Origin of the sequence: Pseudomonas linyingensis (genome assembly GCF_900109175.1) — a bacterium.
Lineage (GTDB): Bacteria > Pseudomonadota > Gammaproteobacteria > Pseudomonadales > Pseudomonadaceae > Geopseudomonas > Geopseudomonas linyingensis.
Genome location: NZ_FNZE01000003.1, coordinates 320,109 through 346,478 on the forward strand (window position 1 = coordinate 320,109; position 26,370 = coordinate 346,478).

Sequence of the window (26,370 nt, forward strand, 5' to 3'; positions counted from 1 at the left end):
CCAGATGAAGGAGGCAGGATGTTCAAACGAATAGGCGTGATCGGCAGTGGCGCGATGGGCCGCGGCATTGCCCAGCTGTTTGCCACGGCGGGCGTCGAGGTGCTGCTGCATGACAGCCGCAGCGAGGCCATCGACCAGGCTCTGGCCTACAACCGCGACACGCTGGAGCGTGCGGCGGCCAAGGGCAAGCTGAGCCCCGAGCAGCTCGACGCGACCCTGGCGCGCATGCGCCCGGCCGAGACGCTGGCGGCGCTGGCCGACTGCGACCTGCTGATCGAGGCCATCGTGGAAAACCTCGAGGCCAAGCAGGCATTGTTCCGGGCCCTGGAAGAGCTGGTCGCCGTCGATGCGGTGCTGGCCACCAATACCTCGTCGCTGTCGGTGACCCGCATCGCCAGCGGCTGCCGGCACCCCGAGCGGGTCGCCGGCTTCCACTTCTTCAACCCGGTGCCGCTGATGAAGATCGTCGAGGTGGTGCGCGGCGAGCGCACCGCCCCGGCGGTGATCCAGCGTCTGGCGGCACTGGCCGAGCAGGCCGGGCACTTCCCGGCGACCACCCCGGACACCCCCGGCTTCCTGGTCAACCACGCCGGGCGCGCCTACGGCACCGAGGCGCTGCGCATCCTCGCCGAGGGTGTGGCCTCGCCGGTGCAGATCGACCGCATCCTGCGCGACAGCCTGGGCTTTCGCATGGGGCCGTTCGAGCTGCTCGACCTGATCGGCCTGGACGTGACCCAGGCGGTGATGGAGTCGGTCTACCAGCAGTTCTACCAGGACCCACGCTACACGCCGTCCTATCTGGTGGCGCCGCGTCTGGCCGCCGGCCTGCTCGGGCGCAAGAGCGGCGAGGGCTTCTATCGCTACGTCGATGGGCAGGCCCAGCACGAGGCCGAACCGGCCCCGGCGCCGGTGGCCATCGAGCGGCCGTTCTGGCTGGACAGCCGCGATAGCGCGGTGCGCGAGCAGGTCGCCGCGGTACTGGCCGCCGCCGGCGCGGTGCTGGAGGAGGGCAGCCCGCCCTCGGCGCAAGCCATCTGCCTGGTCACCCCGCTGGGCGAGGATGCCAGCAGCTGCATCGCCCGCCAGCAGTTGCCGGTGGCGCGCAGCCTGGCGCTGGAAACCCTGGCCGGCTTCGCCAAACGCCGCGTGCTGATGCGCCAGCCAGGACTCGATGCCCAGGTGCTGGCCCAGGCCCGCCAGGCGCTGGGCGCCGATGGCGTACCGGTGGAGGTGATCAACGACTCGCCGGGCTTCGTCGCCCAGCGTGTGCTGGCCGGGATCGTCAACCTCGGCTGCGAGATCGCTCAGCGGCGCATCGCCAGTCCGGCGGTGCTCGACCGCGCAGTGCAGCTGGCGCTGGGCTATCCGCACGGTCCGCTGGGCTTTGGCGAGCTGTTCGGCGCGGTGCGCGTCGAGCAGATCCTCCACGAGCTGCACGAGCAGTACCAGGAGCCGCGCTACCGGGTCAGCCCGTGGCTGCGCCGCCGCGTGCAGCTTGGCCTGCCGCTCACCACCCCGGAAGATTAGGAGCACTCGGCATGACTGCCTATATCTACGACGGCCTGCGCTCGCCCTTCGGCCGCTACGCCGGCGCCCTGGCCTCGGTGCGACCGGACGACCTGCTGGCCGGCGTGGTCCGCGCCCTGGTGGCACGCAACCCGTTCGCCGCCGAGGTCTACGAGGACATCGTCGCCGGCTGCACCAACCAGGCCGGCGAGGACGCGCGCAACGTGGCGCGCCATGTGGGCCTGCTGACCGGCCTGCCATCGTCGGTGGGCGGGATCACCGTCAACCGCCTGTGCGGCTCGGGACTGGCCGCCGTGATGGATGCCGCGCGCGCCGTGCGCGCCGGCGAGGGCGAGCTGTTCGTCGCCGGCGGCGTGGAAAGCATGAGCCGCGCGCCGTTCGTGCTGGCCAAGAGCGAAAGCCCGTTTGCCCGCGAGCTGCGCGCCTTCGACAGCACCATCGGCGCACGTTTTTCCAATCCGCGGGTGGAGGCGCAGTTCGGCGCTGACTCCATGCCGGAAACCGCCGACAACGTGGCGCGAGCCCTGAACATCAGCCGCGAGCAGGCCGACCGTTACGCGGCGCGCAGCCAGCAGCTGTACGCCGCGGCCGCCGAGGCCGGCTTCTACGAGGGCGAGATCCTGCCCATCGAGGTGGCGCAGGGCCGCCGGCAGCCGCCGAAGGTGGTTGCGAGTGACGAGCATCCGCGCCCGGAAAGCACCTTCGAAGCCCTGTCGCGGCTCAGCCCGCTGTTCGCCGAGGGCGTGGTCACCGCCGGCAATGCCTCCGGGGTCAACGACGGCGCCGCGGCGCTGCTGATCGGCTCGCAGGCCATCGGCGAGCGCTTCGGCTGCAAGCCGCGCGCGCGCATCCTCGCCGGCGCCATCGCCGGAGTGGAGCCGCGCCTGATGGGCCTCGGCCCGGTGCCGGCGATCGGCAAGGTGCTTGCGCGCAGCGGCCTGAGCCTGGCCGACATGGACGTCATCGAGATCAACGAGGCCTTCGCCGCCCAGGTGCTGGGTTGCACCCATGAGCTGGGGCTGGCCTGGGACGACCCGCGCCTCAACCCCAACGGCGGCGCCATCGCCCTCGGCCACCCGCTGGGAGCCTCCGGCGCACGCCTGGCGCTGACCGCGCTGCGCCAGCTGGAGCGCACCGGCGGACGCCATGCGCTGGTCAGCCTGTGCATCGGCCTGGGCCAGGGGATTGCCTGCGTCATCGAGCGGCTCGATTGAATCCATACCCATAACAAGACCTATACCGAGGAATACCGACATGGCCAACAAGGCAAGCTTCAACTGGGAAGACCCGCTGCTGCTCGACCAGCAACTCAGCGAAGAAGAGCGCATGGTGCAGGACAGCGCCCGCAAGTTCGCCGCCGACCGCCTGGCGCCGCGGGTGCTGGAAGCCTTCCGTAACGAATACACCGACCCGGCGATCTTCCGCGAGATGGGCGAGACCGGCCTGCTCGGCGCGACTATCCCGGTCGAGTACGGTGGCAGCGGCCTCAACTACGTGTGCTATGGGCTGATCGCTCGCGAGGTCGAGCGCATCGACTCCGGTTACCGCTCGATGCTGAGCGTGCAGTCCTCGCTGGTAATGGTGCCGATCAACGAGTTCGGCAGCGAGGCGCAGAAGCAGAAGTACCTGCCCAGGCTGGCCAGCGGCGAGTGGATCGGCTGCTTCGGCCTGACCGAGCCCAACCACGGCTCCGACCCGGGCTCGATGATCACCCGCGCCAAGAAGGTCGACGGCGGCTACCGGTTGACCGGCAGCAAGATGTGGATCACCAACAGCCCGATCGCCGACGTGTTCGTGGTGTGGGCCAAGGACGACGCCGGCGACATCCGCGGCTTCGTGCTGGAGAAGGGCTGGGCCGGCCTGAGCGCCCCGGCGATCCACGGCAAGGTCGGCCTGCGCGCCTCGATCACCGGCGAGATCGTCATGGACAACGTGTTCGTCCCCGAGGAGAACATGTTCCCCGAGGTGCGCGGCCTCAAGGGTCCGTTCACCTGCCTGAACTCGGCGCGCTACGGCATCGCCTGGGGCGCGCTGGGCGCCGCCGAGGCCTGCTGGCACACCGCCCGTCAGTACACCCTGGACCGCCAGCAGTTCGGCCGCCCGCTGGCCGCCAACCAGCTGATCCAGAAGAAGCTGGCCGACATGCAGACCGAGATCACCCTGGCCCTGCAGGGCTGCCTGCGCCTGGGCCGGATGAAGGACGAGGGCATCGCGGCGGTGGAGATCACCTCGATCATGAAGCGCAACAGCTGTGGCAAGTCGCTGGACATCGCCCGCCTGGCCCGCGACATGCTCGGCGGCAACGGCATCAGCGACGAGTTCGGTGTGGCGCGCCATCTGGTCAACCTCGAGGTGGTCAACACCTACGAGGGCACCCACGACGTACATGCGCTGATCCTCGGTCGCGCACAGACCGGCATCCAAGCCTTCTACTGAGTGCCACAGGGCAGGGGGCCGGGTCACCCGCCGGCTCCCGCCTTTTTGCCCATGCACGGGGCTGGTCGGCGAGGGCCGAAGTACGGCACAGTCGCAGGCCGACAAGAACAATCAGGAGCGTTCCCCATGCATGCTGTCGAGTGGCTCGACCTGCCCCACGCCCGTCTCGAATACCTGCAGATCCCGGCCCGCGAGGCGCAGCGCTCGACGCTGGTGCTGCTGCACGAGGCCTTGGGCGGTGTTGCCCACTGGAAGGATTTTCCCCGCCAACTGGCCGAACATACCGGCTGCGCGGTACTGGCTTACAGCCGGCAGGGCCACGGCCGTTCCAGCCCGACGCCTCAGCCGCGGCCTCTCGACTACCTGAGCGCCGGCTGCCCCGACGAGCTGGGTGCGCTGCTCGAAGCCCTCGACCTGCACGACGTGGTGCTGGTCGGCCACAGCGACGGCGCCTCCATCGCCCTGGCCTACGCCGCGCGCAACGACCTGCGGGTGCGCGGCGTAGTCGCCATGGCGCCGCACGTGATCGTCGAGGACGAGACCCTGGCCGGCATCCGCGCAGCCGACGCCCATTTTCGCAGCAGCGACCTGCTCGAGCGCCTGCGCGCCTTCCATGGCGCCAACCTCGAGGGCGTCTTCCACGGCTGGGTGGACACCTGGCAGCATCCCGACTTCGCCGCCTGGAACCTCGACCGCGAGCTGGCACAGATCCGCGTGCCGGTGCTGGCCTTCCAGGGCGAGGGCGACCAGTACGCCACCGCCGAGCAGCTGGCGCGCATCGCCCGCCTGGTTCCGGCGCCGTGCCGCACGCTGCTGCTCGACGACTGCCGGCACATCCCGCACCGCGAGGCGGGCGAGGCGACCCTGCGGCTGATCGGGGAGTTTCTCGCCTGATCGAGACTCGACCATTCGCCGCCGCGTTCGACTGTCGGGGCAGGGCATTTTGGCTTGGCGCGCGCTGAAGCCGGCGGTCGAGTGCGGCGGTTGCGGCGTGGCGACTATCCGGCAAGAAGCCCCGGATCGCAGCACGATCCGGGGCTTCTTGCTTGCTCGGCGGCCGGACTGGCCCCATGCAGAGGACCGCCCGGCGACAGCTTACGGATCAAATCACTTGAGCGGGATTTCCATGCCGTCGTGGCCGACCACGATCTCGCCGTCGTAGGTCTTGGCTACGGCGCTGCGCCAGTGTTCGGCGGTCAGGGTCGGGTCGTCGGCGGGGACGAAGTGGCTGAGCACCACTTTCTTGACCTTGGCATCGGTGGCCATGCGTCCGACGTCTTCGGCGGTCACGTGGTGGGAGATGATCGCCTTGGCCAGCGTGGAGCCGGTACCGATGCGCTCGGCCAGACGCTGCACGCCTTCGACGTGGACCACTTCGCTGATGAACACGTCGGCGTCGGAGGCGAACTTGGCCAGGTCCGCCGAGTAGTTGGTGTCGCCGGAGAGCACGATGTTCTTGCCGCCGACCTCGAACTTGAAGGCGAAGGCCTGGCCCTTGTCGAACGGCGGGTGCGGCACGGAAATGGCGCTGACCTTCATGTTCTCGTCCTGGTAGACCAGGCCTTCCTTGATGGTCTGGGTGGTGACCAGAGGACGCGGGTCGGGCTTGCCTTCATCGGCGATGCGCAGGTCGATGTCCACCTCGAAGGTCTTCCAGGCGTGATCGGTCATTTCCTGAATGCCTTGCGGGCCGAACACCTTCACCGGGGTCTTCAGGCCGCTATTCCAGCCGTTCATCAGCACTGACGGGTAGTCGAGTACGTGGTCGCTGTGCAGGTGGGTAATGAAGATACCTTTGATGTTGCGCAGCGGGATGCCGGCATCCACCAGACGCAGGCTGGCGCCGTAACCGGCGTCAAGCAGGTAGGCGTCGTTGTTCACCATCAGCACGGTGGACTGCGGCAGGCTCTTGGTTTGCAGTAATGACGGGCCGCCCTTGGTGCCGAGCAGCAGCAGGCGCACGCTGGGCTGGTCGCCCTCGGCAGCCCAGGCGGCGTTGGTGCACAGGGAGAGGCCGATGGCAGCGGTGAGTAGGGATTTACGCAAGGTTTTGGTGAGCTTCATGGACTTGCCTTTTTATAGTTTTTGGTGAGTTTGTTGCGCTGGCCGCAAGGCCAGGGTTGCCCGGTCGTTACAGTGACGCTGGGCGATCCGGCAACCGTCGGGAAGCGATGATGACGGTCTGGCCGGTGGCAGCAAGGGTGCGAACTGGAAAGCTCTCTGGGGCCTTCCATGCTTGCTACGATCAATTTGATAACATATTAATCATCAGGTGCGCAATTTTTTACCGTGTTCCGCCTGGACTGTTTGCCGAGGCGGTCGTGCCCATTATTGAGCTGTTCAGCGCGATGACGGGCAGTGCTACCTAGTCGAGAGGAGGTTCAGCGAGACGATCGCGCACGCCTGTGGCATCGAGCGCGGGTCTGTTGCCGGCAGGCTGCTGGTCTATCACCTGGAAGAAGTCGCGCTGGTGGGTCAGCGGCATGCTGCCCCGGGCGTGGCGACCTTGCAGCAGATCGAGCAGTTGCTGGTCCAGCGCGAGTTAATCCCGTGCGTCTAGCGGGCGGTAGCTCATGCAGGCTGCTGATGTGTGCCAGCGGCTGGTGCTACCGGAATGCTGTCGGGAATGGACCGTGATCAAGGCACGAGCAGCACCAACAGCCCCAGGTTGACCAGCAGCGACACCAGTGCCAGCCCACGCCAGAACTTCAGCGGCTCGCGCTCCAGTAGCGGGCGGGCCGGCAGGTCCTGGGCGCGGCGTTCGCCCTGGTCGAGGGCCAGCAGCCATTCCTCGGTGGTCTCGAAGCGCTGCGCCGGGTTGTTGGCCAGCGCCTTCTGCAGGATCTCGTCGAGCCAGGCCGGCAGGTCCGGCCGATAGCGGCTGGCCGGCGTCGGCGCGCGGTTCGGCGGCTGCTGGAAGGCCTCGACCTCGCCGTAGGGGTAGTGGCCGGTCAGCAGGCGATAGAGGGTGACCCCGGCGCCGAACAGGTCCTGGCGCTCGTCCGGCGGCTGGCCGGCGAAGGCCTCCGGGGCGATGTAGCTGGGCGTGCCCGGCAGGCTGTGGGCCTCGTCCTCGGACAGGCCGGGGCAGTAGGCCAGGCCGAAATCGAGCAGGCGCAGCTCGCCGTCGGCGCCGACCAGCAGGTTCTCAGGCTTGATGTCGCGGTGCAGGATGTTGCGCCGGTGCAGCTGGCCCAGCGCGCGCAGCAGGCTGCGCGCCAGCGCCAGCCAGTCGGCCAGCGGCAGCGGACCCTGCTCCTCCAGGCGCGCCGCCAGGGTCTGGCCGGCGTATTCGCGCATGACGAAGTACAGGTGCTGGCGCTGCGCCAGGCCATGGACTTCGGGAAAGCTGCGCCCGGCCACGCGGCGCAGGAACCATTCCTCCAGCAGCAGGGCCTGCTGGGTGTGCGGGTCCTCGGCCAGCGCCGGGGTCAGGGTCTTCAGCAGCCAGGGACGGCCCTGGCCGTCACGCACCCGATAGAGCAGCGACTGGCGGCTTTCGCCGAGCAGGCGCTCGACCTGCCAGCCCTCGAAGGTCTGGCCGTCGCGCAGGCGCGGCGGCAGCGGCCACTGTTGCAGGCGGGCGAGGGCGTCGGCCAGGCTGCTTTCCGGCAGCGCGTCGATGCGCACCAGCAGGGCGCTGGCGTTGTCCTGGCTGCCGGCGCGGTGGGCGGCGCCGACCAGTGCGTCCGCCGCGGCCTGCGGCTCGGGCTCGGCTTCGAGGATGCTGCGGATGATCGAGTCGTTGAGCACCGCCCAGATGCCGTCGCTGATCAGCAGGAAGCTTTCGCCGACCTGCAGGTCGCCGTCCAGGTAGTCCATCACCAGATGCTGGTCGAGGCCGAGGGCGCGCTTGAGCACGTGCTGCATGCCTTCCTGTTCCCAGACGTGCTCGCTGGTCAGGCGCTGCAGCTTGCCGGCGTGCCAGCGATAGGCGCGGCAGTCGCCGACGTGGGCGATGGTGAAGCGTCGCCCGCGCAGCACCAGCGCGGTGAGGGTGGTGAGCAGCGGCTGGCCGCCGCCGGCTGCCTGCAGCCAGCGGTTGTGGGCCAGCAGCAGGCGGTCGAGCGATTGCGCCACCGGCCAGGTTTCCGGGGTGGCGTAGTAGTCCAGCGCCAGCGCCTGCAGGGTGGCACGGGCGGCCAGGCCGCCGTCGGCGCACTGGCTGACGCCGTCGGCCAGGGCCAGCAGGTGGCCCTTGCTGGCGGCCAGCGCCGGCGCCGGGGTCACCACGCGCAGGGCGTCCTGGTTCTCGCTGCGCGGGCCGGTGGCGCTGGCTTCGCCGGTGGTCAGTTGCAGAGGCATGGGCGGGTCCGTGGTGACTGGCGGGGTGTGCCGGGGAGGTATCGGGTATCGCCTTCGTCTCCAGCCAACCTACGCCATTGCGTAGGATGGGTGGAGCGCAGCGATAGCCATTGGGTGTCGATCAGACCCGCGCGGCAGTAACCGCAGCCGAGCCCCAGGTGGTTCTCCAGCGCAGCTTGACGCCATGCAGGCCGATCCAGGCGACTACGCCGAGGGCGGCGAACAGCCACAGGCCGAGCTGGTAGTCGCCGGTGGCCTGCTTGATCGCGCCGAGGCCTGCGGTCAGGGCGAAGCCGCCGATGCCGCCGGCCATGCCGATCAGCCCGGTCATCACGCCGATCGACTGGCGGAAGCGCTGCGGTACCAGCTGGAACACCGCGCCGTTGCCGGCGCCGAGGCTGAGCATGGCGATCACGAACAGGGCCAGGGCGGCCGCCGAGCTGGACAGGTTGAAGCCGACCACGGTGAGGCACATCGAGGCCACGGTGTACATCACCAGCAGGGTGCGGATGCCGCCGATGCGGTCGGCCAGCGCACCGCCCAGCGGGCGCAGCAGGCTGCCGGCGAACACGCAGGCGGCGGTGTAGTAGCCGGCCTTGACCGGGTCGAAGCCGTACTGGTCGTGGAAGTAGCCGGGCAGGGTGCTGGCCAGGCCGAGGAAGCCGCCGAAGGTCACGCTGTAGAACAGCATGAACCACCAGCTGTCGCGGTCGGCCAGTGCCTTCAGGTAGTCGCCTGCGGCCTTGGGCTTGGGACGCTCGGGCGCATTCTTCGCCACGCTGGCGAAGATGATCAGGGTCAGTACCAGCGGGATCAGCGCCAGGCCGAACACGTTGCTCCAGCCGAAGGTGCTGGCCAGTACCGGGGCGAACAGGGCGGCGAGCACGGTGCCGGAGTTGCCGGCGCCGGCGATGCCCATGGCCTTGCCCTGGTGCTGCGCCGGGTACCACTGCGAGGCCAGCGGAAGGGCCACGGCGAAGGAGGCGCCGGCGAAGCCGAGGAACAGGCCGAGCAGCAGCGCCTGCTCATAGCTGTGCACACCGTGCAGCCAGGCCACCGCCAGGGCGGCGATGACGATCACCTGGCCGACCAGGCCGGCACTCTTCGGCGAGGTACGGTCGGCCAGCATGCCCATCAGGAAACGCAGCACCGCACCGGCGAGGATCGGCGTGGCGACCATCATGGCGCGCTGTTGGGTGGTCAGGCCGAGGTCGGCGGCGATCTGCACGCCCAGCGGGCCGAGCACGTACCAGACCATGAAGCTCAGGTCGAAATAGAGAAAGGCGGCGAACAGGGTTGGCGTATGGCCGGCTTTCCAGAAACTCGTGTTCATCTGACACCTCGAATCCAAAGTCGCAAAAGGCCGGGTGGCTGGCGCGGAACCGAGCCTGGTCGGATGGTCCGCGCCTGCCCCCGGGTAACGCCGGGCTTGTGGCCAGGCGCTGGTGGCATGGCCACCCAAGGGGGAAGGGTTACTGGGCAGCGGTGCGGATCGCGCGCCCGCCGCCCGCCCCGGGCATTGGGGCGCAAAACGCAAAAGGCGTCGCAGCACGCCAGCCGGAGCTGAGTGATGCGACGCCTTTGTCTTGTTCGCCAACCGCCATTGGTTGTCGATGCGATGAACATTGCAAGTGACGGGCCAACTTCCTGAAATGTCGGCCTGGCGCGGCTTTGCCGGCGATGGCCCGGCCTGCACTGGAAGGTTGGCGAGCAAAAAGGGGGCGACTGGCGGTATTGCTGCGTTGTTCTGGTGCGTGGCGCGCCCCGTTGCCTCGCCAAGGCACAGGGCGCGCCGGATTCTCAGGCCGCTGGCCGGCGCTGGCGCTGATAAAGGAACTCCAGCACTGCGGCGCGGTACTCGTGGTAGCGCGGGTCGTGGGCCAGCGCCATGCGCTCGCGCGGGCGCGCCAGGTCGACCTTGAGGATGTCGCCGACGGTGGCCGAGGGGCCATTGCTCATCATCACGATGCGGTCGGAGAGCAGCACGGCCTCGTCGACGTCGTGGGTGATCATGATCACCGTGTTGCCGAGATCGGCGTGGATCTCCATCAGCGAGTCCTGCAGGTGGGCGCGGGTCAGCGCGTCGAGCGCACCGAACGGCTCGTCCATCAGCAGCACCTTGGGCTGCATGGCCAGCGCGCGGCCGATGCCGATGCGCTGCTTCATACCGCCGGAGATCTCGCTGGGGCGCTTGTCGCGGGCGTGGGTCATGTGCACCAGGTTGAGGTTGTGCTCGATCCACTCGCGCATCTCGGCCTTTCCCTTCCTGCCCTTGAACACCTGCTGCACGGCCAGCTCGATGTTCTGGTAGCAGGTCAGCCAGGGCAGCAGGCTGTGGTTCTGGAACACCACCGCGCGCTCGGGGCCGGGTGAGTTGACCTCCTTGCCGTCGAGGATCACCCCGCCGGTGCTGGCCTGGTAGAGGCCGGCGACGATGTTGAGCACGGTCGACTTGCCGCAGCCGGAGTGGCCGATCAGCGAGACGAACTCGCCCTTGTCGATCTTCAGGTTGACGTTCTGCAGGGCGCAGAACAGGCCCTTGTCGGTGGGGAAGCTGATGCCGACGCCGGTCAGTTCGAGGTGGGTGTGGTTCATGGCGATCTCCTGGGGCGGCGCTTAGCGCAGGTCGGCGTTCTTGTCCCAGCTGACGCGGCGTTGCAGCGCGAGCATGAGACGGTCGAGGACGAAGCCGATCAGGCCGATGACGATGACGGCGACCATGATGCGGCCGAGGGAGTTGGAGCTGCCGTTCTGGAACTCGTCCCAGATGAATTTGCCCAGGCCCGGGTTCTGCGCCAGCATCTCGGCGGCGATCAGCACCATCCAGCCGGTGGCCAGCGACAGGCGCAGGCCGGTGAAGATCATCGGGATGGCTGCCGGCAGGACGATGCGCCGCACGTGGCTGAGCGGCGACAGGCTGAGCACGCGGCTGACGTTGAGCAGGTCCTTGTCCATGTTGGCCACGCCCACGGTGGTGTTGATCACCGTCGGCCACAGGCAGCACAGCGCCACGGTGAGCGCCGAGGTGACGAAGGACTTGGCGAACAGCGGGTCGGCGCTGGTGTACACGGCGCTGACCACCATGGTCACCAGTGGCAGCCAGGCCAGCGGCGACACCGGCTTGAACACCTGGATCAGCGGGTTGATGGCGTTGTAGATCGGCCGGCTCAGGCCGCAGACGATGCCCAGCGGAATGGCGATCAGCGAGGCGATGGCGAAGCCGGTCATCACCGTGTACAGGCTGGTGAGGATCTGCTTGAAGAAGGTCGGCTTGCCGGTGTATGGGCGCACGGTCACCTTGGCGTCGGGGTCCTTGGCCAGGCGCTCGGCGTTGCGCGCCTCCTGGCGCTGGTAGAAGGCGTCGGCCTTGCGCTGCTCGGCGATGTGCTCGTCGACCAGGCTGGAGAACTGGCTGACCGCCTGGGCCGGGCCGGGGAACTTGCCGAGGCTGGTGTCGATGCTGCCGGCCGCGAGCTGCCAGAACAGCAGGAAGGCGAGCAGACCTACCACCGGCAGCAGCAGGGCGGGCAGCCAGCGCTTGGCCAGAGCTGCCTTGCGTGCGGTTTTCAGGGTGTCTTTGATCGGTTGGGCGACGGCGGGGTTGCTCATCGTCGTTTCCTCGGATTCATGGGGAGCCGGTTTTGCCGGCTCCCGCTGCATGGGCAATGTCACAGCTTGCTGTCGGCTTTCAGGCCGATGCTGAACTGCTCGATGTAGGCGTTCGGCTGGCGCCCGTCATAGGTAAGGCCGTCGATGAAGTCGCTGCTCGGTGCGCGGAAGCCTTCTTCGGTTGCTGCCGGGAAGTCGGCGGCCTTGGCCTTGCCCTCGGCGACCAGTTCGCTGGCGGCGGATTGGTAGATCTCCGGCAGGTAGACCTTCTTGGCGGTCTCGAAGTACCAGGAATCTGGCTTGGCCTCGCCGATCTGGCCCCAGCGGCGCATCTGGGTCAGGTACCAGATGGCGTCGGAGTAGTAGGGGTAGGTCGCGTTGTGGCGGAAGAACACGTTGAAGTCGGGGACTGCGCGCTTGTCGCCCTTCTCGTACTCGAAGGTGCCGGTCATCGAGTTGGCGATCACCTTGGCGTCGGCGCCGACGTACTCGGGACGGGCGAGGATCTCTACCGCCTCGGCGCGGTTGGCGTTGTCGTTCTCGTCCAGCCACATGGCGGCGCGGATCAGGGCCTTGACCAGGCGCTTGTGGGTTTCCGGATTGGCCTCGGCCCAGGCCTTGGACACGCCGAGGACCTTTTCCGGGTTGTTCTTCCAGATTTCGTAGTCGGTGACCACCGGTACGCCGATGCCCTTGAACACCGCGGCCTGGTTCCACGGCTCGCCCACGCTGTAGCCATGGATGGTGCCGGCTTCCATGGTGGCCGGCATCTGCGGCGGCGGCGTCACCGAGAGCAGCGCGTCGGCGCTCAGGGTGCCGGTGATGTCGCCCTTGGCCGGGGCGTAGTAGCCGGGGTTGATGCCGCCGGCGGCCAGCCAGTAGCGCAGCTCGTAGTTGTGGGTGGATACCGGGAACACCATGCCGAGGTTGAACGGCTTGCCCTTGGCCTTGTACTGGTCGATCACCGGCTTCAGGGCGTCGGCCTTGATCGGGTGCACCGGCTTGCCGTTTGCCATCGGCACGTGTTTCTTCATCTCCGCCCACACCGCGTTGGACACGGTGATGGCGTTGCCGTTGAGGTCCATGGAGAAGGCGGTGACCACGTCGGCCTTGGTGCCGAAGCCGATGGTGGCGCCCAGCGGCTGGCCGGCCAGCATGTGCGCGCCATCCAGCTCGCCGGTGATCACGCGGTCGAGCAGCACCTTCCAGTTGGCCTGGGCCTCGAGGCTGACGTACAGCCCCTCGTCCTCGAAGAAGCCCTTCTCGTAGGCGATGGCCAGCGGTGCCATGTCGGTGAGTTTGATGAAGCCGAGCTTGAGCTCTTCCTTCTCCGGATCGGCGGCCAGGGCGATGGAGCTGGCCAGCGGGGCGAGCAGCAGGGTGGCGGCGCAGGACAGGCTGGCCAGGGCATGCTTGAAGCGGCGACTGCGAATTTTCATGGCGAATTCTCGGGGTCAGAAACGAAAAAAGACGTCGCAAGCGCACCGATCCTGCGGGGATCAGCTGGCTTTTGACGTCTTTGTCAGTTCGTCTCGATCACCGCCGTTGGCGATCCGAAGACGGATGTACAGTCACTATTGCAAGGGGCTTGCCAGTTTTTCGGATCACCGGCACACAAGCGCGGAGGCGTGCTTGTGCTGCCCGGTTTATGCCAATAAGTGCTTTTGAATCAAGGGGTTGCTGTTTTCTGCGGGCCGGCGGGCGGTTTCCGGCGGGCGACTGACGCGCTTGCGCGGTGGGTCATGGCTGTGCATGGGGGCTGCGCGCTGGGCACTTTTGGTTCATGACGGCCGCTTGGGGCAGAATGGTTCATGGCTGACCGCAAGGCTGGAAAATTCCTTGGTCCGGTCGCCAGTCTGCCGACCGAACCGCCTGGAGCACGCGATGTCCCGCATTGTCACCCTGACCCTCAACCCGGCGATGGATCTCTCGACTGGAGTCGATCGGGTCGAACCGACCCGCAAGCTGCGCTGCAGCCTGCCGCACTACGATCCGGGCGGCGGCGGCATCAACGTGGCGCGGGTGGTCGCCACCCTCGGCGGCGATGCCGTGGCGGTCTACCCGGCCGGCGGTCCATTCGGCGACATGCTGCAGCGCATGCTGGACGAGCTAGGGGTGGAGCAGGTGCGGGTGCCGATAGCCGGCGACACCCGCGAGAGCTTCACCGTCGACGAGGGTGACACGGGGTTGCAGTACCGCTTCGTCCTGCCCGGCCCGGAACTGGCCGCGGCCGAGCAGCAGGCCTGCCTCGACGCCATCGCCGCGCTCGATCCGCTGCCCGGCTACGTGGTGCTCAGCGGCAGCTTCCCACCCGGCGTGGCGTTGGGCTTCTTCGACGAGGTGGCCGCGCTGGCGCGGCGCATCGGCGCGCGCCTGGTGCTCGACTGCTCGGGCGAGGCGCTGCAGTACGCGGCCGGCCAGGGCGGCATCCATCTGCTCAAGCCGAGCCTCAGCGAGCTGGCCACGCTGGCGGGTGGCAAGCTGGAGGGCGAAGCCGCCCAGGAAGCGGCGTTGCGCGGCCTGATCGCGCGAGGTGTGGCGGAGATCATCGTGCTGTCGCTGGGCGGCGAGGGCGCGGTACTGGCCAGCCAGGCGGGCGTTGAGCGCTTCGCGCCGCTGGACGTGCCGGTGTGCAGCGCGGTGGGCGCCGGCGACAGCATGGTCGGCGCCATGGTCCTGGCCCTGAGCCGTGGCTGGAGCCTGTGCGAGGCGGTGCGCTACGGCATCGCCGCCGGCTCGGCGACCATCATGCGCCCGGGCACCGAGCTGTGCCGGGTGGAGGATGTCGAGCGGCTGTTTGGTGCGGTTTGAAAGACGTCGCGGTGCCGCTCTTGTAGGAGGCGCGACCTCGCGGCGATGCGGGCGATAGCCCGCCATGCCAGCAAGAGCATCGCCCCGAGGTCGGGCCTCCTACATGGGGTCGCTTAGGTTCAGCTGGCGCTGTCGCCCTTCGCCGCCTTGGCCGGCAGCAGGCCGTCGGCGCGGAACATGGCCTTGATGCCACGGATCGCCTGGCGGGTGCGGTCGAGGTTCTCGATCAGGGCGAAGCGCACGTGGTCGTCACCGTAGTCGCCGAAGCCGATGCCGGGTGAGACGCAGACCTTGGCTTCCAGCAGCAGCTTCTTGGCGAACTCCAGCGAGCCGAGGTGGGCGTAGGCTTCGGGGATCTTCGCCCAGATGTACATCGCCGCCTTGGGCTTCTCGACCATCCAGCCGATCTCGTGCAGGCCCTTGACCAGCACGTTGCGGCGCTCGCAGTACTTGTCGGCGATGTCGCGCACGCACTGCTGGTCGCCTTCCAGCGCGGCGATGGCCGCCACCTGCAGCGGGGTGAAGGTGCCGTAGTCGTGGTAGCTCTTGATCCGCGCCAGGGCGCTGACCAGTTCCTGGTTGCCGACCATGAAGCCGATCCGCCAGCCGGCCATGTTGTAGCTCTTCGATAGGGTGAAGAACTCCACGGCGACGTCCTTGGCGCCCGGCACCTGCATGATCGACGGCGCCTTCCAGCCGTCGAAGACGATGTCGGCATAGGCCAGGTCGTGGACCACGAGGATGTCGTACTGCTTGGCCAGGGCCACCACGCGCTCGAAGAAGTCCAGCTCCACGCACTGCGCGGTGGGATTGGAGGGGAAGCCGATGATCATCATTTTCGGCTTGGGGATCGACTCGCGGATCGCCCGCTCCAGCTCGGCGAAGAAGTCGACGCCGGGCACCAGCGGCACCGAGCGCACCTGGGCGCCGGCGATCACCGCGCCGTAGATGTGGATCGGGTAGCTGGGGTTGGGTACCAGCACGGTGTCGCCATGGTCGAGGGTGGCCAGCATCAGGTGCGCCAGGCCTTCCTTGGAGCCGATGGTGACGATGGCTTCGCTGTCCGGGTCGATCTCCACCTGGTAGCGATCCTGGTACCAGCGCGAGATGGCGCGACGCAGGCGCGGGATGCCGCGGGAAGTGGAGTAGCCGTGGGTGTCGTCGCGCTGGGCGACCTGCACCAGTTTCTCGACGATATGCGGCGGGGTGGCGCCGTCGGGGTTGCCCATGCTGAAGTCGATGATGTCCTCGCCACGGCGGCGGGCGGCCATCTTCAGTTCGGCGGTGATGTTGAAGACGTAGGGGGGGAGGCGATCGATGCGCGCGAAGCGGCGCCCGGAACGGGAGTCGGTCATGAGTTTTCTCGAATACGTAAGCGCCCGGAACCGTCCGAGCGACGTTGGCCAGTGCGCTGGCCTGCGCGAAGCAAAATACGCCGGCGCGCGCGTGCTGTCGAGAGGGGCTTGTGCTGTTTGACCGTTGCCGCGCGGGCGCGCGGCAACGGTCAAACAGCGCGTTGGAATCGGCTCAATTGCCGAGCATCTCGTGCATCGAGATGATCTGCTCGGCCACCTGGATCAGCTTCTGCTGCTTGCTCATCGCCTGGCGGCGCATCAGGGTGTAGGCCTCTTCCTCGTTGCACTGGCGCATCTTCATCAGCAGGCCCTTGGCCAGCTCGATGCGCTTGCGCTCAGCCATCTGCTGGTCGCGGGCGTTGAGCTGGGCACGCAGGGCCTGGTCGCTCTCGAATCGTGCCATGGCCACGTCGAGGATTGGCTGCAGGCGCTGGGCATGGATACCCTCGACGATGTAGGCGCTGACCCCGGACTGGATGGCCTGGCGCATCACGCCGGGGTCGTGCTCGTCGGTGAACATGACGATCGGGTGCGGTTGGTCGCGGCTGAGCAGGCAGACCTGCTCCATGACGTCGCGTCCGGGCGATTCACTGTCGATCAGGATCACGTCCGGGCGTACTGCGGCTACCCGCGCCGGCAGGTCGACGGTCAGGCCGGACTCGTCGACCACCTCGAAGCCGGCTTCGGTCAGCGCGCTCTTCAGGCGGCCGACCTTCTTCGCGGTGTCGTTGATCAGGAGAATGCGCAACATGTACAGAACTCCTGCGGATCAGAGGGCCAGTGACTGGCGTTCGGCCAGCGCGTGCAGCTCGAAGCTGCAGGCGTAGCCGGCCGGGTCGCTGCCGTCCCACACCTTGCCATCCTGCAGGGTGGAACTGCGCATGGACTCCGGCACGGCGATGCCCAGCGCACCTGCCGCCTCGCGATACAGGGCGAGCTGATGTACCTCGCCAGCAAGCTCATGATACTGCGGATCGTCGCGCAGCAGACCCCAGCGGCGGAACTGGGTGAGGAACCAGATGCCGTCGGACAGGTAGGGCATGTTCACCGCGCCTTCGGCGAAGAAGCGCAGCGGGTGGGCGTCCAGCCAGGCGTGGCCGAGGCCGTCCTGGTAGTGGCCGAGAAAGCGCGGCTCCAGGGTGCTTGCCGGGGCATTGACGAACTCAGCGGCGCTCAACAGTTGGGCGGTACTGCGGCGATTCTCCGGGCTTTCGTCGATGAAACGGCTGGCCTCGAGCAGCGCCATGCTTAGGGCGCGGGCGCTGTTGGGGCACTGCTCGACGAACTCGCGGGTGACGCCGAGGACCTTTTCCGGGTGATCCGGCCAGATCGACTGGCTGGTGGCGATGGTGAAGCCCAGGCCCTCGTCCACCGCGTGGGCGCCCCAGGGATCGCCGGCGCAGAAGCCGTCGATACGCCCGGCGCGCAGGTGGGTGACCATCTGTGCGGGCGGCACCACCACGCTGTTGACGTCGGCGAGCGGATGGATGCCGTGGCCGGCCAGCCAGTAGTACAACCACAGGGCATGGGTGCCGGTGGGGAAGGTGTGGGCGAAGGTGAGTTTCGCACCGCTGTGGTGCGTATGCTCGCGCAGTGCCTCGGCAGAGGTCACGCCGGCCTCGCGCAGCGCCGTGCTCAGGTTGATCGACTGACCGTTCTGGTTCAGGCCCATGAGGATGGCCATGGGCGTGGCCGGGCTGCCGATGCCCAGGTGGGTGCCGTAGACCTGGCCATAGAGCATCTGCGCGGCATCCAGTTCGCCGCTGACCAGCTTGTCGCGCAGGCCGGCCCAGGAGGCCTGGCGGCGCAGGTTGAGGGTCAGTCCGTAGGGCTGGGCGAAGCCCTGGGTGGCGGCAACGATCAACGACGCCGAGTCGGCCAGGGCCATGAAGCCGAGGTCGAGGACGTTCTTTTCCGGGGCATCCGAGCCGGCGACCCAGGACAGGGCGTCGTGGCGGGGGGCGGGGGTATGGTCGGGCATGACAGGTTCCAGAGACGGGCAGGGCAGGTGGGCTGCATGCCTGCGATAAAGCAAGCCGTATGCCAGTGTGGCGGCTGATCGTGCAAACGAGGCTTTCGCCACGTCCCATGGTGTATGCCTGTGCACCAAATGAGGCCGCAGCCGGCCAGGGCGATGGCCTTGGGTGGTTGCTCCGGCGCGCGGGTCTCACTACAGTCCTTTCAAGGGCTTATCGAACAAGCCGAGGCAGGGGGCCGCCGTGATCCAGTTTCTGCTCAACCGCGAGCTGCGCTGCGAGACTGCGCTCGATCCGAATCTGACGGTGCTCGAATACCTGCGCCGCCATCTCGGCCGCAGCGGCACCAAGGAGGGCTGTGCGTCGGGCGACTGCGGTGCCTGCACCGTGGTGGTCGCCGAGCCGGACCCGGCCGCCAACGGCGCGCGGCTGCGCTATCGCAGCCTGAACTCCTGCCTGACCTTCATGTCCGCCCTGCACGGCAAGCAACTGATCACCGTCGAGGATCTCGGTCAGCCGGGGCATCTGCATGGCGTGCAGCAGGCGATGGCCGACTGCCACGGCAGCCAGTGCGGCTTCTGCACACCGGGTTTCGTCATGTCGCTGTTTGCCCTGCAGAAGGGCTGCGCCGCTTACGACCGCGCGCAGGCGGTCGATGCGCTGACCGGCAACCTGTGCCGCTGCACCGGCTACCGGCCGATCATCGCCGCCGCCGAACAGGCCTGCACACAGCGACAGGCCGACAGCTTCGAGCGCCATGAAGCCGAAACCCTGGCCGCGTTGCAGGTCATCGCCAGCCAGGGCGATGCCGGGCTGGAGCGTAGCGAGCGGCGCTGCCTGCTGCCGCAGACGCTGGACGAGTTGGCGGAAATCTATCGGGCCCAGCCGCAGGCCCGCCTGCTGGCCGGCGGCACCGACCTGGCGCTGGAGGTAACCCAGCAGCACCACGAGCTGCCGCTACTGATCGACCTCGGCCGGGTGGCCGAACTCAAGTGCATCGAATTCAGCGACACACATGTGGAAATTGGCGCCGGGGTGGCGTTGAGCGACTGCCAGGCCGTGCTGGCCGACGAATACCCGGACTTCGGCGCGCTGCTGGCGCGCTTCGCCTCGTGGCAGATCCGCAACCGCGCCACCCTGGGCGGCAATCTCGGCAACGCCTCGCCGATCGGCGACACGCCCCCGCTGCTGATCGCCCTCGGCGCCGAGCTGCTGCTGCGCTGTGGCGCGCAGCGGCGCACCCTGGCACTGGAGGAGTTTTTCCGCGACTACCGGGTCACCGCGCTGGCGCCCGGCGAGCTGATCGAGAGCATCCGCGTGCCGCGCCCCGTGGCGGGGCAGGCGTTGCGCGCCTACAAGGTCAGCAAGCGCCTGGACGACGACATTTCCGCCGTGTGCGCGGCGTTCAATCTGCACCTGCGCGACGGCGTGGTGAGCGAGGCGCGCATAGCCTTCGGCGGCATGGCGGAGATTCCCAAGCGTGCCCGCGCCTGCGAGCAGGCGCTGATCGGTACGCGCGGCGAGGAGACGGCCATCGAGCACGCCTGCCAGGCACTGGCCGGCGAATTCAGCCCGCTCGACGATCTGCGCGCCAGCGCGGCCTACCGCCTGTGGGTCGCGCAGAACCTGCTGCGCCGCTGCTTCATCGAGCTGCAACAGCCCTCCGTGGCCACTCGGGTGTATTCGGCATGAACAATCCTGAACTGTCCCAGGAAGAGCTAGCGCAACGGTTTCGCGCCGGCATCGCCAGCGGCGTTGGCCGCGGCCTCAAGCACGAAAGCGCCGACAAGCACGTCTCCGGCACGGCGCTGTACGTAGACGACCGCCCTGAGTTCGCCAACCAGCTGCACGTCTGCGCGCGTCTCTCCGAGCACGCCCATGCGCGCATCCTGCACATCGACACGTCGCCCTGTTATGCGTTTCCCGGCGTGGTCATCGCCATCACCAGCCACGACGTCCCCGGCGAGCTGGACATCGGCGCTGTCTGGCCGGGCGATCCGCTGCTGGCCGAGGGGGTCGTGCAGTACGTCGGGCAGATGGTGCTGGCGGTGGCCGCCGCCGACCCCGAGATCGCCCGTCAGGCCGCCGCTGCCGCGAAGATCGACTATGAGGTGCTGGAGCCGCTACTGGACGTGGAGGAGGCGCTGCGTCGTGGCGAGTTGGTGCGTGACAGCCACCGCCAGCAGCGCGGCGACGCTGATACGGCGCTGGCTGGCGCGCCGCATCGCCTGCAGGGACGCCTGCACGTCGGCGGCCAGGAGCACTTCTATCTGGAGACCCAGGTCTGCACGGTACTGCCCGTCGAGGACGGCGGCATGCTGGTCTATTCCTCGACGCAGAACCCCACCGAGATCCAGCATCTGGTAGCCCGCGTGCTCGGCGTGCCGATGCACCAGGTGGCGGTGGACATGCGCCGCATGGGTGGCGGCTTCGGCGGCAAGGAAACCCAGGCCGCCGGCCCGGCCTGCCTGTGCGCGGTGGTCGCCCGGCTGACTGGGCGGCCGGCGAAGATGCGCCTGGCGCGCACCGATGACATGCGCACCACCGGCAAGCGCCATCCGTTCCTGATCGACTACGACGTCGGTTTCGACGCCCAGGGCGTGCTGCAGGGCATCGACATCCAGCTGCTGGCCAACTGCGGCTTCTCGCCGGATCTGTCCGGGGCCATCGTCGACCGGGCGATGTTCCATGCCGACAACGCCTACTACCTGGGCGATGCCAGGGTCACTGGCCATCGTTGCCGCACCAACCTGGCGTCCAACACCGCCTTTCGCGGCTTCGGCGGGCCGCAGGGTATGCTCGGCATCGAGGAGGTCATGGAGCGTATCGCCCGCCATCTGGGCCTCGATCCCCTGGAGGTGCGCAAGCGCAACTACTACGGCGTGGCGCCGCGCAACGTCACCCACTATTACCAGACCGTGGAGCACAACCTGCTGGGCGAGCTGACCGCCGAGCTGGAGGCGAGCTGCGACTACCAGGCTCGTCGCGCGGCAATCCGCGCCTTCAATGCCGCCAGTCCGGTGCTCAAGAAGGGCCTGGCACTGACCCCGGTGAAGTTCGGCATCAGTTTCACTTCCAGCTTCCTCAACCAGGCCGGAGCGCTGATCCACATCTATACCGACGGCAGCATCCACCTCAACCACGGCGGCACCGAGATGGGCCAGGGCCTGCATACCAAGGTGGCGCAGGTTGTCGCCGAAACCCTGCAGGTCGATATCTCGCGCATCCATATCAGCGCCACCCATACCGAGAAGGTGCCCAACACCTCGCCGACCGCTGCCTCCTCGGGAAGCGATCTCAACGGCAAGGCGGCGCAGAACGCCGCGCTGATCCTGCGCCAGCGCCTGGTGGGCTTCGCCGCCATCCACTTCGAGGTCGACCCGGACGAGGTCGAGTTCGGCAATGGCCAGGTGCGGGTGGGCGAGCGCTACCTGAGCTTCGACGAACTGATCGCTCTGGCCTATGTCGGCCAGGTGTCGCTGTCCAGCACCGGCTTCTATGCCACGCCCGGCGTGCACTACGACCGCGAGCAGGCGCGCGGCCGGCCGTTCTACTACTACGCCTTCGGCGTGTCCTGCTCCGAGGTGCTGGTGGATACCCTGACCGGCGAGTACCGGGTGCTGCGCACCGACATCCTCCACGACGTCGGCGACTCGCTGAACCCGGCCATCGACATCGGCCAGATCGAAGGCGGTTTCATCCAGGGCATGGGCTGGCTGACCTGCGAGGAGCTGGCCTGGGACGCCAAGGGGCGGCTGCTGACCGATGGCCCGGCGACCTACAAGATTCCCACGGTGGGCGACCTGCCGGCGGACCTGCGCGTGCAACTGGTGGCCAACCGCGGCAACCCGCAGGACACCGTGTTCCACTCCAAGGCGGTCGGCGAGCCGCCGTTCATGCACGGCATTTCGGTGTGGTGCGCGATCAAGGATGCCTTGGCCAGCCTCGCCGACTACCGCGTGCATCCCGAGCTGGATGCCCCGGCAACCCCGGAGCGGGTGTTGTGGGCGGCGGAGCGTCTGCGCCATGCATGACTGGATCGAAACCCTGGGCGAACTGCAGCGCCGCGGCGAGCCCTGCGTGCTGGTGACCCTGGTCGAGGAACAGGGCTCCACCCCGCGCGATGCCGGCGCCAAGCTGCTGGTCACCACCGAATGCAGCTACCACAGCATCGGCGGCGGCCACCTGGAGCTGCGCGCCATCCAGATCGCCCGCGACCTGCTCGCCTCGGGCGCCCGCACGCCGCTGCTGGAGCGCTTCAGCCTGGGTGCCAGCCTGGGCCAGTGCTGCGGCGGCGTCACCCTGCTGCTGTTCGAGCCGCTGGGGCGGGCGCGGGCCGAGGTCGCGGTGTTCGGCGCGGGGCATGTCGGTCGCGCGCTGGTGCCGCTGCTCGCCGGCCTGCCGTGCCGGGTGCGCTGGATCGACTCGCGAGTGGCCGAATTTCCGGCGCAGTTGCCGCCGGGTGTCGAGCGGGTGGTCAGCGAGGAGCCGGTCGACGAGGTGGACAAGCTGCCCCCCGGCAGCTACTGCATCGTCATGACCCACAACCATCAGCTCGATCTCGAACTGGCCGAGCGCATCCTGCGCCGCGGCGACTTCGCCTATTTCGGCCTGATCGGCTCGCGGACCAAGCGCGCGCGCTTCGAGCATCGCCTGCGCGAGCGCGGCCTGGCGGCGGAGTCGATCGCGCGCATGCGCTGCCCGCTAGGCCTGCCCGAGGTGCGCGGCAAGCTGCCGCTGGAGATTGCCATCGCGGTGGCGGGGGAGGTGATCGCCACCTACGGCGCCGAGCGGGACCGGCAAGAGCCATAGGACGCAGGATCAGGTGATCCAGCCTCTACTCCAGCCCATCCGCTTTTCCGCCGGGCTGGCGCCGGCCCGGTATAATCGGTGCTTTTGCGAGCATTGCCGTGGCCAACAAGAGATACAGCTGTATCGGTCTGTTCAATCCCAAGTCGCCGGAAAATGTCGGATCGATCATGCGCGCGGCGGGCTGCTATGAAGTCAGCTCGGTGTTCTATACCGGCACCCGCTACGACCGGGCGCGGGACTTCGTCACCGATACCAAGAAGGTCCACCAGGACATTCCGCTGATCAACATCGACGACCTGCGCAAGATCCTGCCGTTCGGCTGCACGCCGGTGGCGGTGGAGCTGGTCGAAGGCGCGCGGTCCCTGCCCGAGTACACCCATCCGGATCGCGCGCTGTACATCTTCGGACCGGAAGACGGCTCGCTGGACAAGCAGATCCGCGACTGGTGCGAGGACGTGGTCTACATCCCCACCAACGGCTGCATGAACCTTGCCGCCACGGTCAACGTGGTGCTCTACGACCGGCTGGCCAAGGGCAACAACACGCGCTCCGGGCCGCTGTTCTAGAAATCGCTCGAATCACCGGATGCTGAAAAAAAGAAACCCCGCCGAAGCGGGGTTTCTTTCAGTGCCTGGGCACTACAGCCTGGTCATTGCAGGATCAAGCCTGGATGACCGGGATGTTGGCCTTGGCAGCCGCGTCACGGTATTCAGCCATCTGATCGAAGGACAGGTAGCGGTAAACGTCGGCAGCCATGCTGTCGATGTTCTTCGCGTAGCCCATGTACTCCTCGACGGTCGGCAGCTTGCCGATGATGGAGGCCACAGCCGCCAGCTCGGCCGAAGCCAGGAACACGTTGGTGGCGTCGCCCAGACGGTTCGGGAAGTTACGGGTCGAGGTGGACACCACGGTCGAACCGGTCTGTACGCGCGCCTGGTTACCCATGCACAGCGAGCAGCCCGGCATTTCCATGCGCGCGCCAGCCTTGCCGTAGATGCCGTAGTAGCCTTCTTCGGTCAGTTGGTGAGCGTCCATCTTGGTCGGCGGAGCCAGCCACAGACGGGTCGGGATGCCGCCCTTGACCTTGTCCAGCAGCTTGCCGGCAGCGCGGAAGTGACCGATGTTGGTCATGCACGAACCGATGAACACTTCGTCGATCTTCTGACCGGCAACGGTGGACAGCAGGCGGGCATCGTCCGGGTCGTTCGGCGCGCAGAGAACCGGCTCGGTCACTTCGGACAGGTCGATCTCGATCACGGCCGCGTATTCGGCGTCCTTGTCGGCTTCCAGCAGCTTCGGATCGGCCAGCCAGGCTTCCATCGCCTGGGCACGACGCTCCAGGGTGCGGGCATCGCCGTAGCCTTCGCCGATCATCCAGCGCAGCATGGTGATGTTCGACTTCAGGTACTCGGCGATGGCCTCTTCCGGCAGCTTGATGGCGCAACCGGCAGCGGAACGCTCGGCGGAGGCGTCGGACAGCTCGAAGGCCTGCTCGACGGTCAGACCGTCCAGACCTTCGATCTCGAGGATGCGGCCGGAGAAGATGTTCTTCTTGCCCTTCTTCTCGACGGTCAGCAGACCAGCCTGGATCGCGTAGTAGGGGATGGCATGCACCAGGTCACGCAGGGTGATACCGGGTTGCATCTTGCCCTTGAAGCGCACCAGCACGGATTCCGGCATGTCCAGCGGCATCACGCCGGTGGCGGCGGCGAAGGCGACCAGGCCGGAACCGGCCGGGAAGGAGATGCCGATCGGGAAACGGGTGTGCGAGTCGCCACCGGTACCGACGGTATCCGGCAGCAGCATGCGGTTCAGCCAGCTGTGGATGATGCCGTCGCCCGGACGCAGGGACACGCCGCTGCGGTTCATGATGAAGTCCGGCAGGGTGTGGTGGGTGACGACGTCGATCGGCTTCGGATAGGCGGCGGTGTGGCAGAAGGACTGCATGACCAGGTCGGCGGAGAAGCCCAGGCAAGCCAGGTCCTTCAGCTCGTCGCGGGTCATCGGGCCGGTGGTGTCCTGGGAGCCGACGGTGGTCATCTTCGGCTCGCAGTAGGTGCCCGGACGTACGCCCTGGCCTTCCGGCAGACCGCAGGCACGGCCAACCATCTTCTGGGCGAGGGAGAAGCCCTTGCCGCTGTCGGCCGGAGCAACCGGCTTCTTGAACAGGGTGGACGGCGCCAGGCCCAGTTCGGCACGCGCCTTCTCGGTCAGACCGCGACCGATGATCAGCGGAATACGGCCGCCGGCGCGGACTTCGTCCAGCAGCACTTCGGTCTTCAGTTCGAAGGTGGTGACCAGCTCGTCGCTGCCGTTGCGACGGACTTCGCCCTTGTACGGGTACACGTCGATGACGTCGCCCATGGCCAGGTTGGTGCAGTCGAATTCGATCGGCAGGGCGCCGGCGTCTTCCATGGTGTTGTAGAAGATCGGGGCGATCTTGGTGCCGAAGCAGAAGCCACCGGCGCGCTTGTTCGGCACGTTCGGGATGTCGTCACCGAAGAACCACAGCACGGAGTTGGTGGCGGACTTGCGCGAGGAACCGGTGCCGACCACGTCGCCGACGTAGGCAACCGGGAAGCCCTTGGCCTTCAGCTCTTCCATCTGCTTCAGCGGACCGACCGAGCCCGGGACGTCCGGGTTGATGCCGTCGCGGGCCATCTTCAGCATGGCCAAGGCGTGCAGCGGGATGTCGGGGCGCGACCAGGCGTCCGGAGCCGGCGACAGGTCGTCGGTGTTGGTTTCGCCCGGAACCTTGAACACGGCCAGGGTGATCTTTTCGGCCAGGGCCGGACGGTTGGTGAACCACTCGCCCTCGGCCCAGGAAGCCATCACGGCCTTGGCGGCGGCGTTGCCCTTCTTGGCGCGCTCGGAAACGTCGTGGAAGGCGTCGAACATCAGCAGGGTGTGCTTGAGCTGAGCGGCAGCGACGTCGGCCAGTTCGGCGTTGTCCAGCAGCTCGACCAGGGTGGCGATGTTGTAGCCGCCCTGCATGGTGCCCAGCAGCTCGACAGCGCGCTGCTTGCTGATCAGCGGAGAGGCGGTTTCGCCCTTGGCGACAGCGGACAGGAAACCGGCCTTGACGTAGGCGGCTTCGTCGACGCCCGCGGGAACGCGGTTGGTGATCAGGTCAACCAGGAATTCTTCTTCGCCGGCCGGCGGGTTCTTCAGCAGTTCAACCAGGCCTGCGGTCTGCTCGGCGTTCAGCGGCTGGGGCACGACGCCCTGGGCGGCACGCTCTTCTACGTGTTTGCGGTAGGCTTCAAGCACAGTATTACCCTCATCAGTGGTCCCATGCGGGAGTCCGGGACTCTCGTCCAGAAGCTGTTTTCAAAGTTTTACGCCGGACTGTGACGAAAGTGTGTTGGTGGGTGCGAGTCTACCGATACGCCGCCCACCAACCGCTTTCTGCCGGGTTTACTGTGCTCGTGACGCTTTGAAAACAGCTTCTTTCGGACATTGGCGCCTGTTACAAGGCACGCGGATTCTACTGGAAACACCGGCATAAGTTAAGCAACCCTCCCGGCCGACGGCGGATG

General features: G+C 67.6%; 19 protein-coding genes. 9 read left to right on the forward strand and 10 right to left on the reverse strand.

Annotation, left to right across the window (positions count from 1 at the left end; translation table 11 throughout):
• The first annotated feature begins 18 nt into the window (after window positions 1–18).
• The 4 genes from BMZ19_RS05750 (at window position 19) to BMZ19_RS05765 (ending at window position 4,857) form a co-directional block, all read left to right on the forward strand.
• On the forward strand, window positions 19–1,527 hold the full coding sequence (locus tag BMZ19_RS05750) for a 3-hydroxyacyl-CoA dehydrogenase (protein WP_090308194.1): 1,509 nt from the start codon (window positions 19–21) through the stop codon (window positions 1,525–1,527).
• Between the two features lie 11 nt (window positions 1,528–1,538).
• The gene (locus tag BMZ19_RS05755; protein ID WP_090308196.1) at window positions 1,539–2,741 is read left to right on the forward strand and encodes a 3-oxoadipyl-CoA thiolase; all 1,203 of its coding nucleotides are present in this window, start codon (window positions 1,539–1,541) and stop codon (window positions 2,739–2,741) included.
• 40 nt (window positions 2,742–2,781) lie between these two features.
• Window positions 2,782–3,963 (forward strand): acyl-CoA dehydrogenase, encoded by a 1,182-nt coding sequence (locus BMZ19_RS05760; RefSeq protein WP_090308199.1) that lies wholly within the window; start codon window positions 2,782–2,784, stop codon window positions 3,961–3,963.
• A 126-nt stretch (window positions 3,964–4,089) separates the two neighbouring features.
• Complete coding sequence (locus BMZ19_RS05765; RefSeq protein WP_090308202.1) at window positions 4,090–4,857, forward strand: alpha/beta fold hydrolase; 768 nt, start codon at window positions 4,090–4,092, stop codon at window positions 4,855–4,857.
• Between the two features lie 213 nt (window positions 4,858–5,070).
• Here the strand turns inward: BMZ19_RS05765 and BMZ19_RS05770 are convergent, their stop codons facing one another.
• The 6 genes from BMZ19_RS05770 to BMZ19_RS05795 all read right to left on the reverse strand — a co-directional run bounded on the left by BMZ19_RS05770 (window position 5,071) and on the right by BMZ19_RS05795 (window position 13,316).
• The gene (locus BMZ19_RS05770) at window positions 5,071–6,027 is read right to left on the reverse strand and encodes an MBL fold metallo-hydrolase (RefSeq protein WP_244517107.1); all 957 of its coding nucleotides are present in this window, start codon (window positions 6,025–6,027) and stop codon (window positions 5,071–5,073) included.
• A gap of 573 nt (window positions 6,028–6,600) precedes the next feature.
• On the reverse strand, window positions 6,601–8,268 hold the full coding sequence (locus BMZ19_RS05775) for a bifunctional protein-serine/threonine kinase/phosphatase (protein WP_090308205.1): 1,668 nt from the start codon (window positions 8,266–8,268) through the stop codon (window positions 6,601–6,603).
• A gap of 121 nt (window positions 8,269–8,389) precedes the next feature.
• Window positions 8,390–9,601: a nitrate/nitrite transporter gene (locus BMZ19_RS05780; protein WP_090308208.1), complete on the reverse strand. Its 1,212-nt coding sequence runs from the start codon at window positions 9,599–9,601 to the stop codon at window positions 8,390–8,392.
• Between the two features lie 467 nt (window positions 9,602–10,068).
• Window positions 10,069–10,863, reverse strand: coding sequence for an ABC transporter ATP-binding protein (locus BMZ19_RS05785; protein ID WP_090308210.1), 795 nt, complete (start codon window positions 10,861–10,863; stop codon window positions 10,069–10,071).
• A gap of 21 nt (window positions 10,864–10,884) precedes the next feature.
• On the reverse strand, window positions 10,885–11,877 hold the full coding sequence (locus BMZ19_RS05790; protein WP_090308213.1) for an ABC transporter permease: 993 nt from the start codon (window positions 11,875–11,877) through the stop codon (window positions 10,885–10,887).
• A 59-nt stretch (window positions 11,878–11,936) separates the two neighbouring features.
• Entirely contained in the window at window positions 11,937–13,316 is a 1,380-nt protein-coding gene (locus tag BMZ19_RS05795) for a CmpA/NrtA family ABC transporter substrate-binding protein (RefSeq protein ID WP_090308217.1), read from the reverse strand.
• 445 nt (window positions 13,317–13,761) lie between these two features.
• On the opposite strand from BMZ19_RS05795, the gene BMZ19_RS05800 reads away from it, so the two are divergent.
• The gene (locus BMZ19_RS05800; RefSeq protein ID WP_090308220.1) at window positions 13,762–14,688 is read left to right on the forward strand and encodes a 1-phosphofructokinase family hexose kinase; all 927 of its coding nucleotides are present in this window, start codon (window positions 13,762–13,764) and stop codon (window positions 14,686–14,688) included.
• Window positions 14,689–14,807: 119 nt separating this feature from the next.
• Here the strand turns inward: BMZ19_RS05800 and alaC are convergent, their stop codons facing one another.
• The 3 genes from alaC to BMZ19_RS05815 all read right to left on the reverse strand — a co-directional run bounded on the left by alaC (window position 14,808) and on the right by BMZ19_RS05815 (window position 18,024).
• Entirely contained in the window at window positions 14,808–16,043 is a 1,236-nt protein-coding gene (gene alaC / locus BMZ19_RS05805; RefSeq protein ID WP_090308223.1) for an alanine transaminase, read from the reverse strand.
• A 172-nt stretch (window positions 16,044–16,215) separates the two neighbouring features.
• Window positions 16,216–16,794: an ANTAR domain-containing response regulator gene (locus BMZ19_RS05810; RefSeq protein ID WP_090308226.1), complete on the reverse strand. Its 579-nt coding sequence runs from the start codon at window positions 16,792–16,794 to the stop codon at window positions 16,216–16,218.
• Between the two features lie 18 nt (window positions 16,795–16,812).
• Window positions 16,813–18,024, reverse strand: coding sequence for a CmpA/NrtA family ABC transporter substrate-binding protein (locus BMZ19_RS05815; RefSeq protein ID WP_090308228.1), 1,212 nt, complete (start codon window positions 18,022–18,024; stop codon window positions 16,813–16,815).
• A 238-nt stretch (window positions 18,025–18,262) separates the two neighbouring features.
• Here BMZ19_RS05815 and xdhA point away from each other — a divergent pair, with 238 nt between their 5' ends.
• From xdhA to BMZ19_RS05835, 4 genes are all read left to right on the forward strand, one after another.
• A complete protein-coding gene (gene xdhA / locus BMZ19_RS05820) occupies window positions 18,263–19,711 on the forward strand; it encodes a xanthine dehydrogenase small subunit (RefSeq protein WP_090308232.1) in 1,449 nt (482 codons plus the stop codon).
• Window positions 19,708–22,053: a xanthine dehydrogenase molybdopterin binding subunit gene (gene xdhB, locus BMZ19_RS05825; protein ID WP_090308235.1), complete on the forward strand. Its 2,346-nt coding sequence runs from the start codon at window positions 19,708–19,710 to the stop codon at window positions 22,051–22,053. Before xdhA ends, xdhB begins: the two co-directional genes overlap by 4 nt.
• Window positions 22,046–22,831, forward strand: coding sequence for a xanthine dehydrogenase accessory protein XdhC (gene xdhC, locus BMZ19_RS05830; RefSeq protein WP_090308238.1), 786 nt, complete (start codon window positions 22,046–22,048; stop codon window positions 22,829–22,831). Before xdhB ends, xdhC begins: the two co-directional genes overlap by 8 nt.
• A gap of 98 nt (window positions 22,832–22,929) precedes the next feature.
• Window positions 22,930–23,397 (forward strand): RNA methyltransferase, encoded by a 468-nt coding sequence (locus BMZ19_RS05835; RefSeq protein ID WP_090308241.1) that lies wholly within the window; start codon window positions 22,930–22,932, stop codon window positions 23,395–23,397.
• A gap of 94 nt (window positions 23,398–23,491) precedes the next feature.
• Here the strand turns inward: BMZ19_RS05835 and acnB are convergent, their stop codons facing one another.
• On the reverse strand, window positions 23,492–26,101 hold the full coding sequence (acnB, locus tag BMZ19_RS05840; RefSeq protein ID WP_090308246.1) for a bifunctional aconitate hydratase 2/2-methylisocitrate dehydratase: 2,610 nt from the start codon (window positions 26,099–26,101) through the stop codon (window positions 23,492–23,494).
• Window positions 26,102–26,370 lie beyond the last annotated feature (269 nt).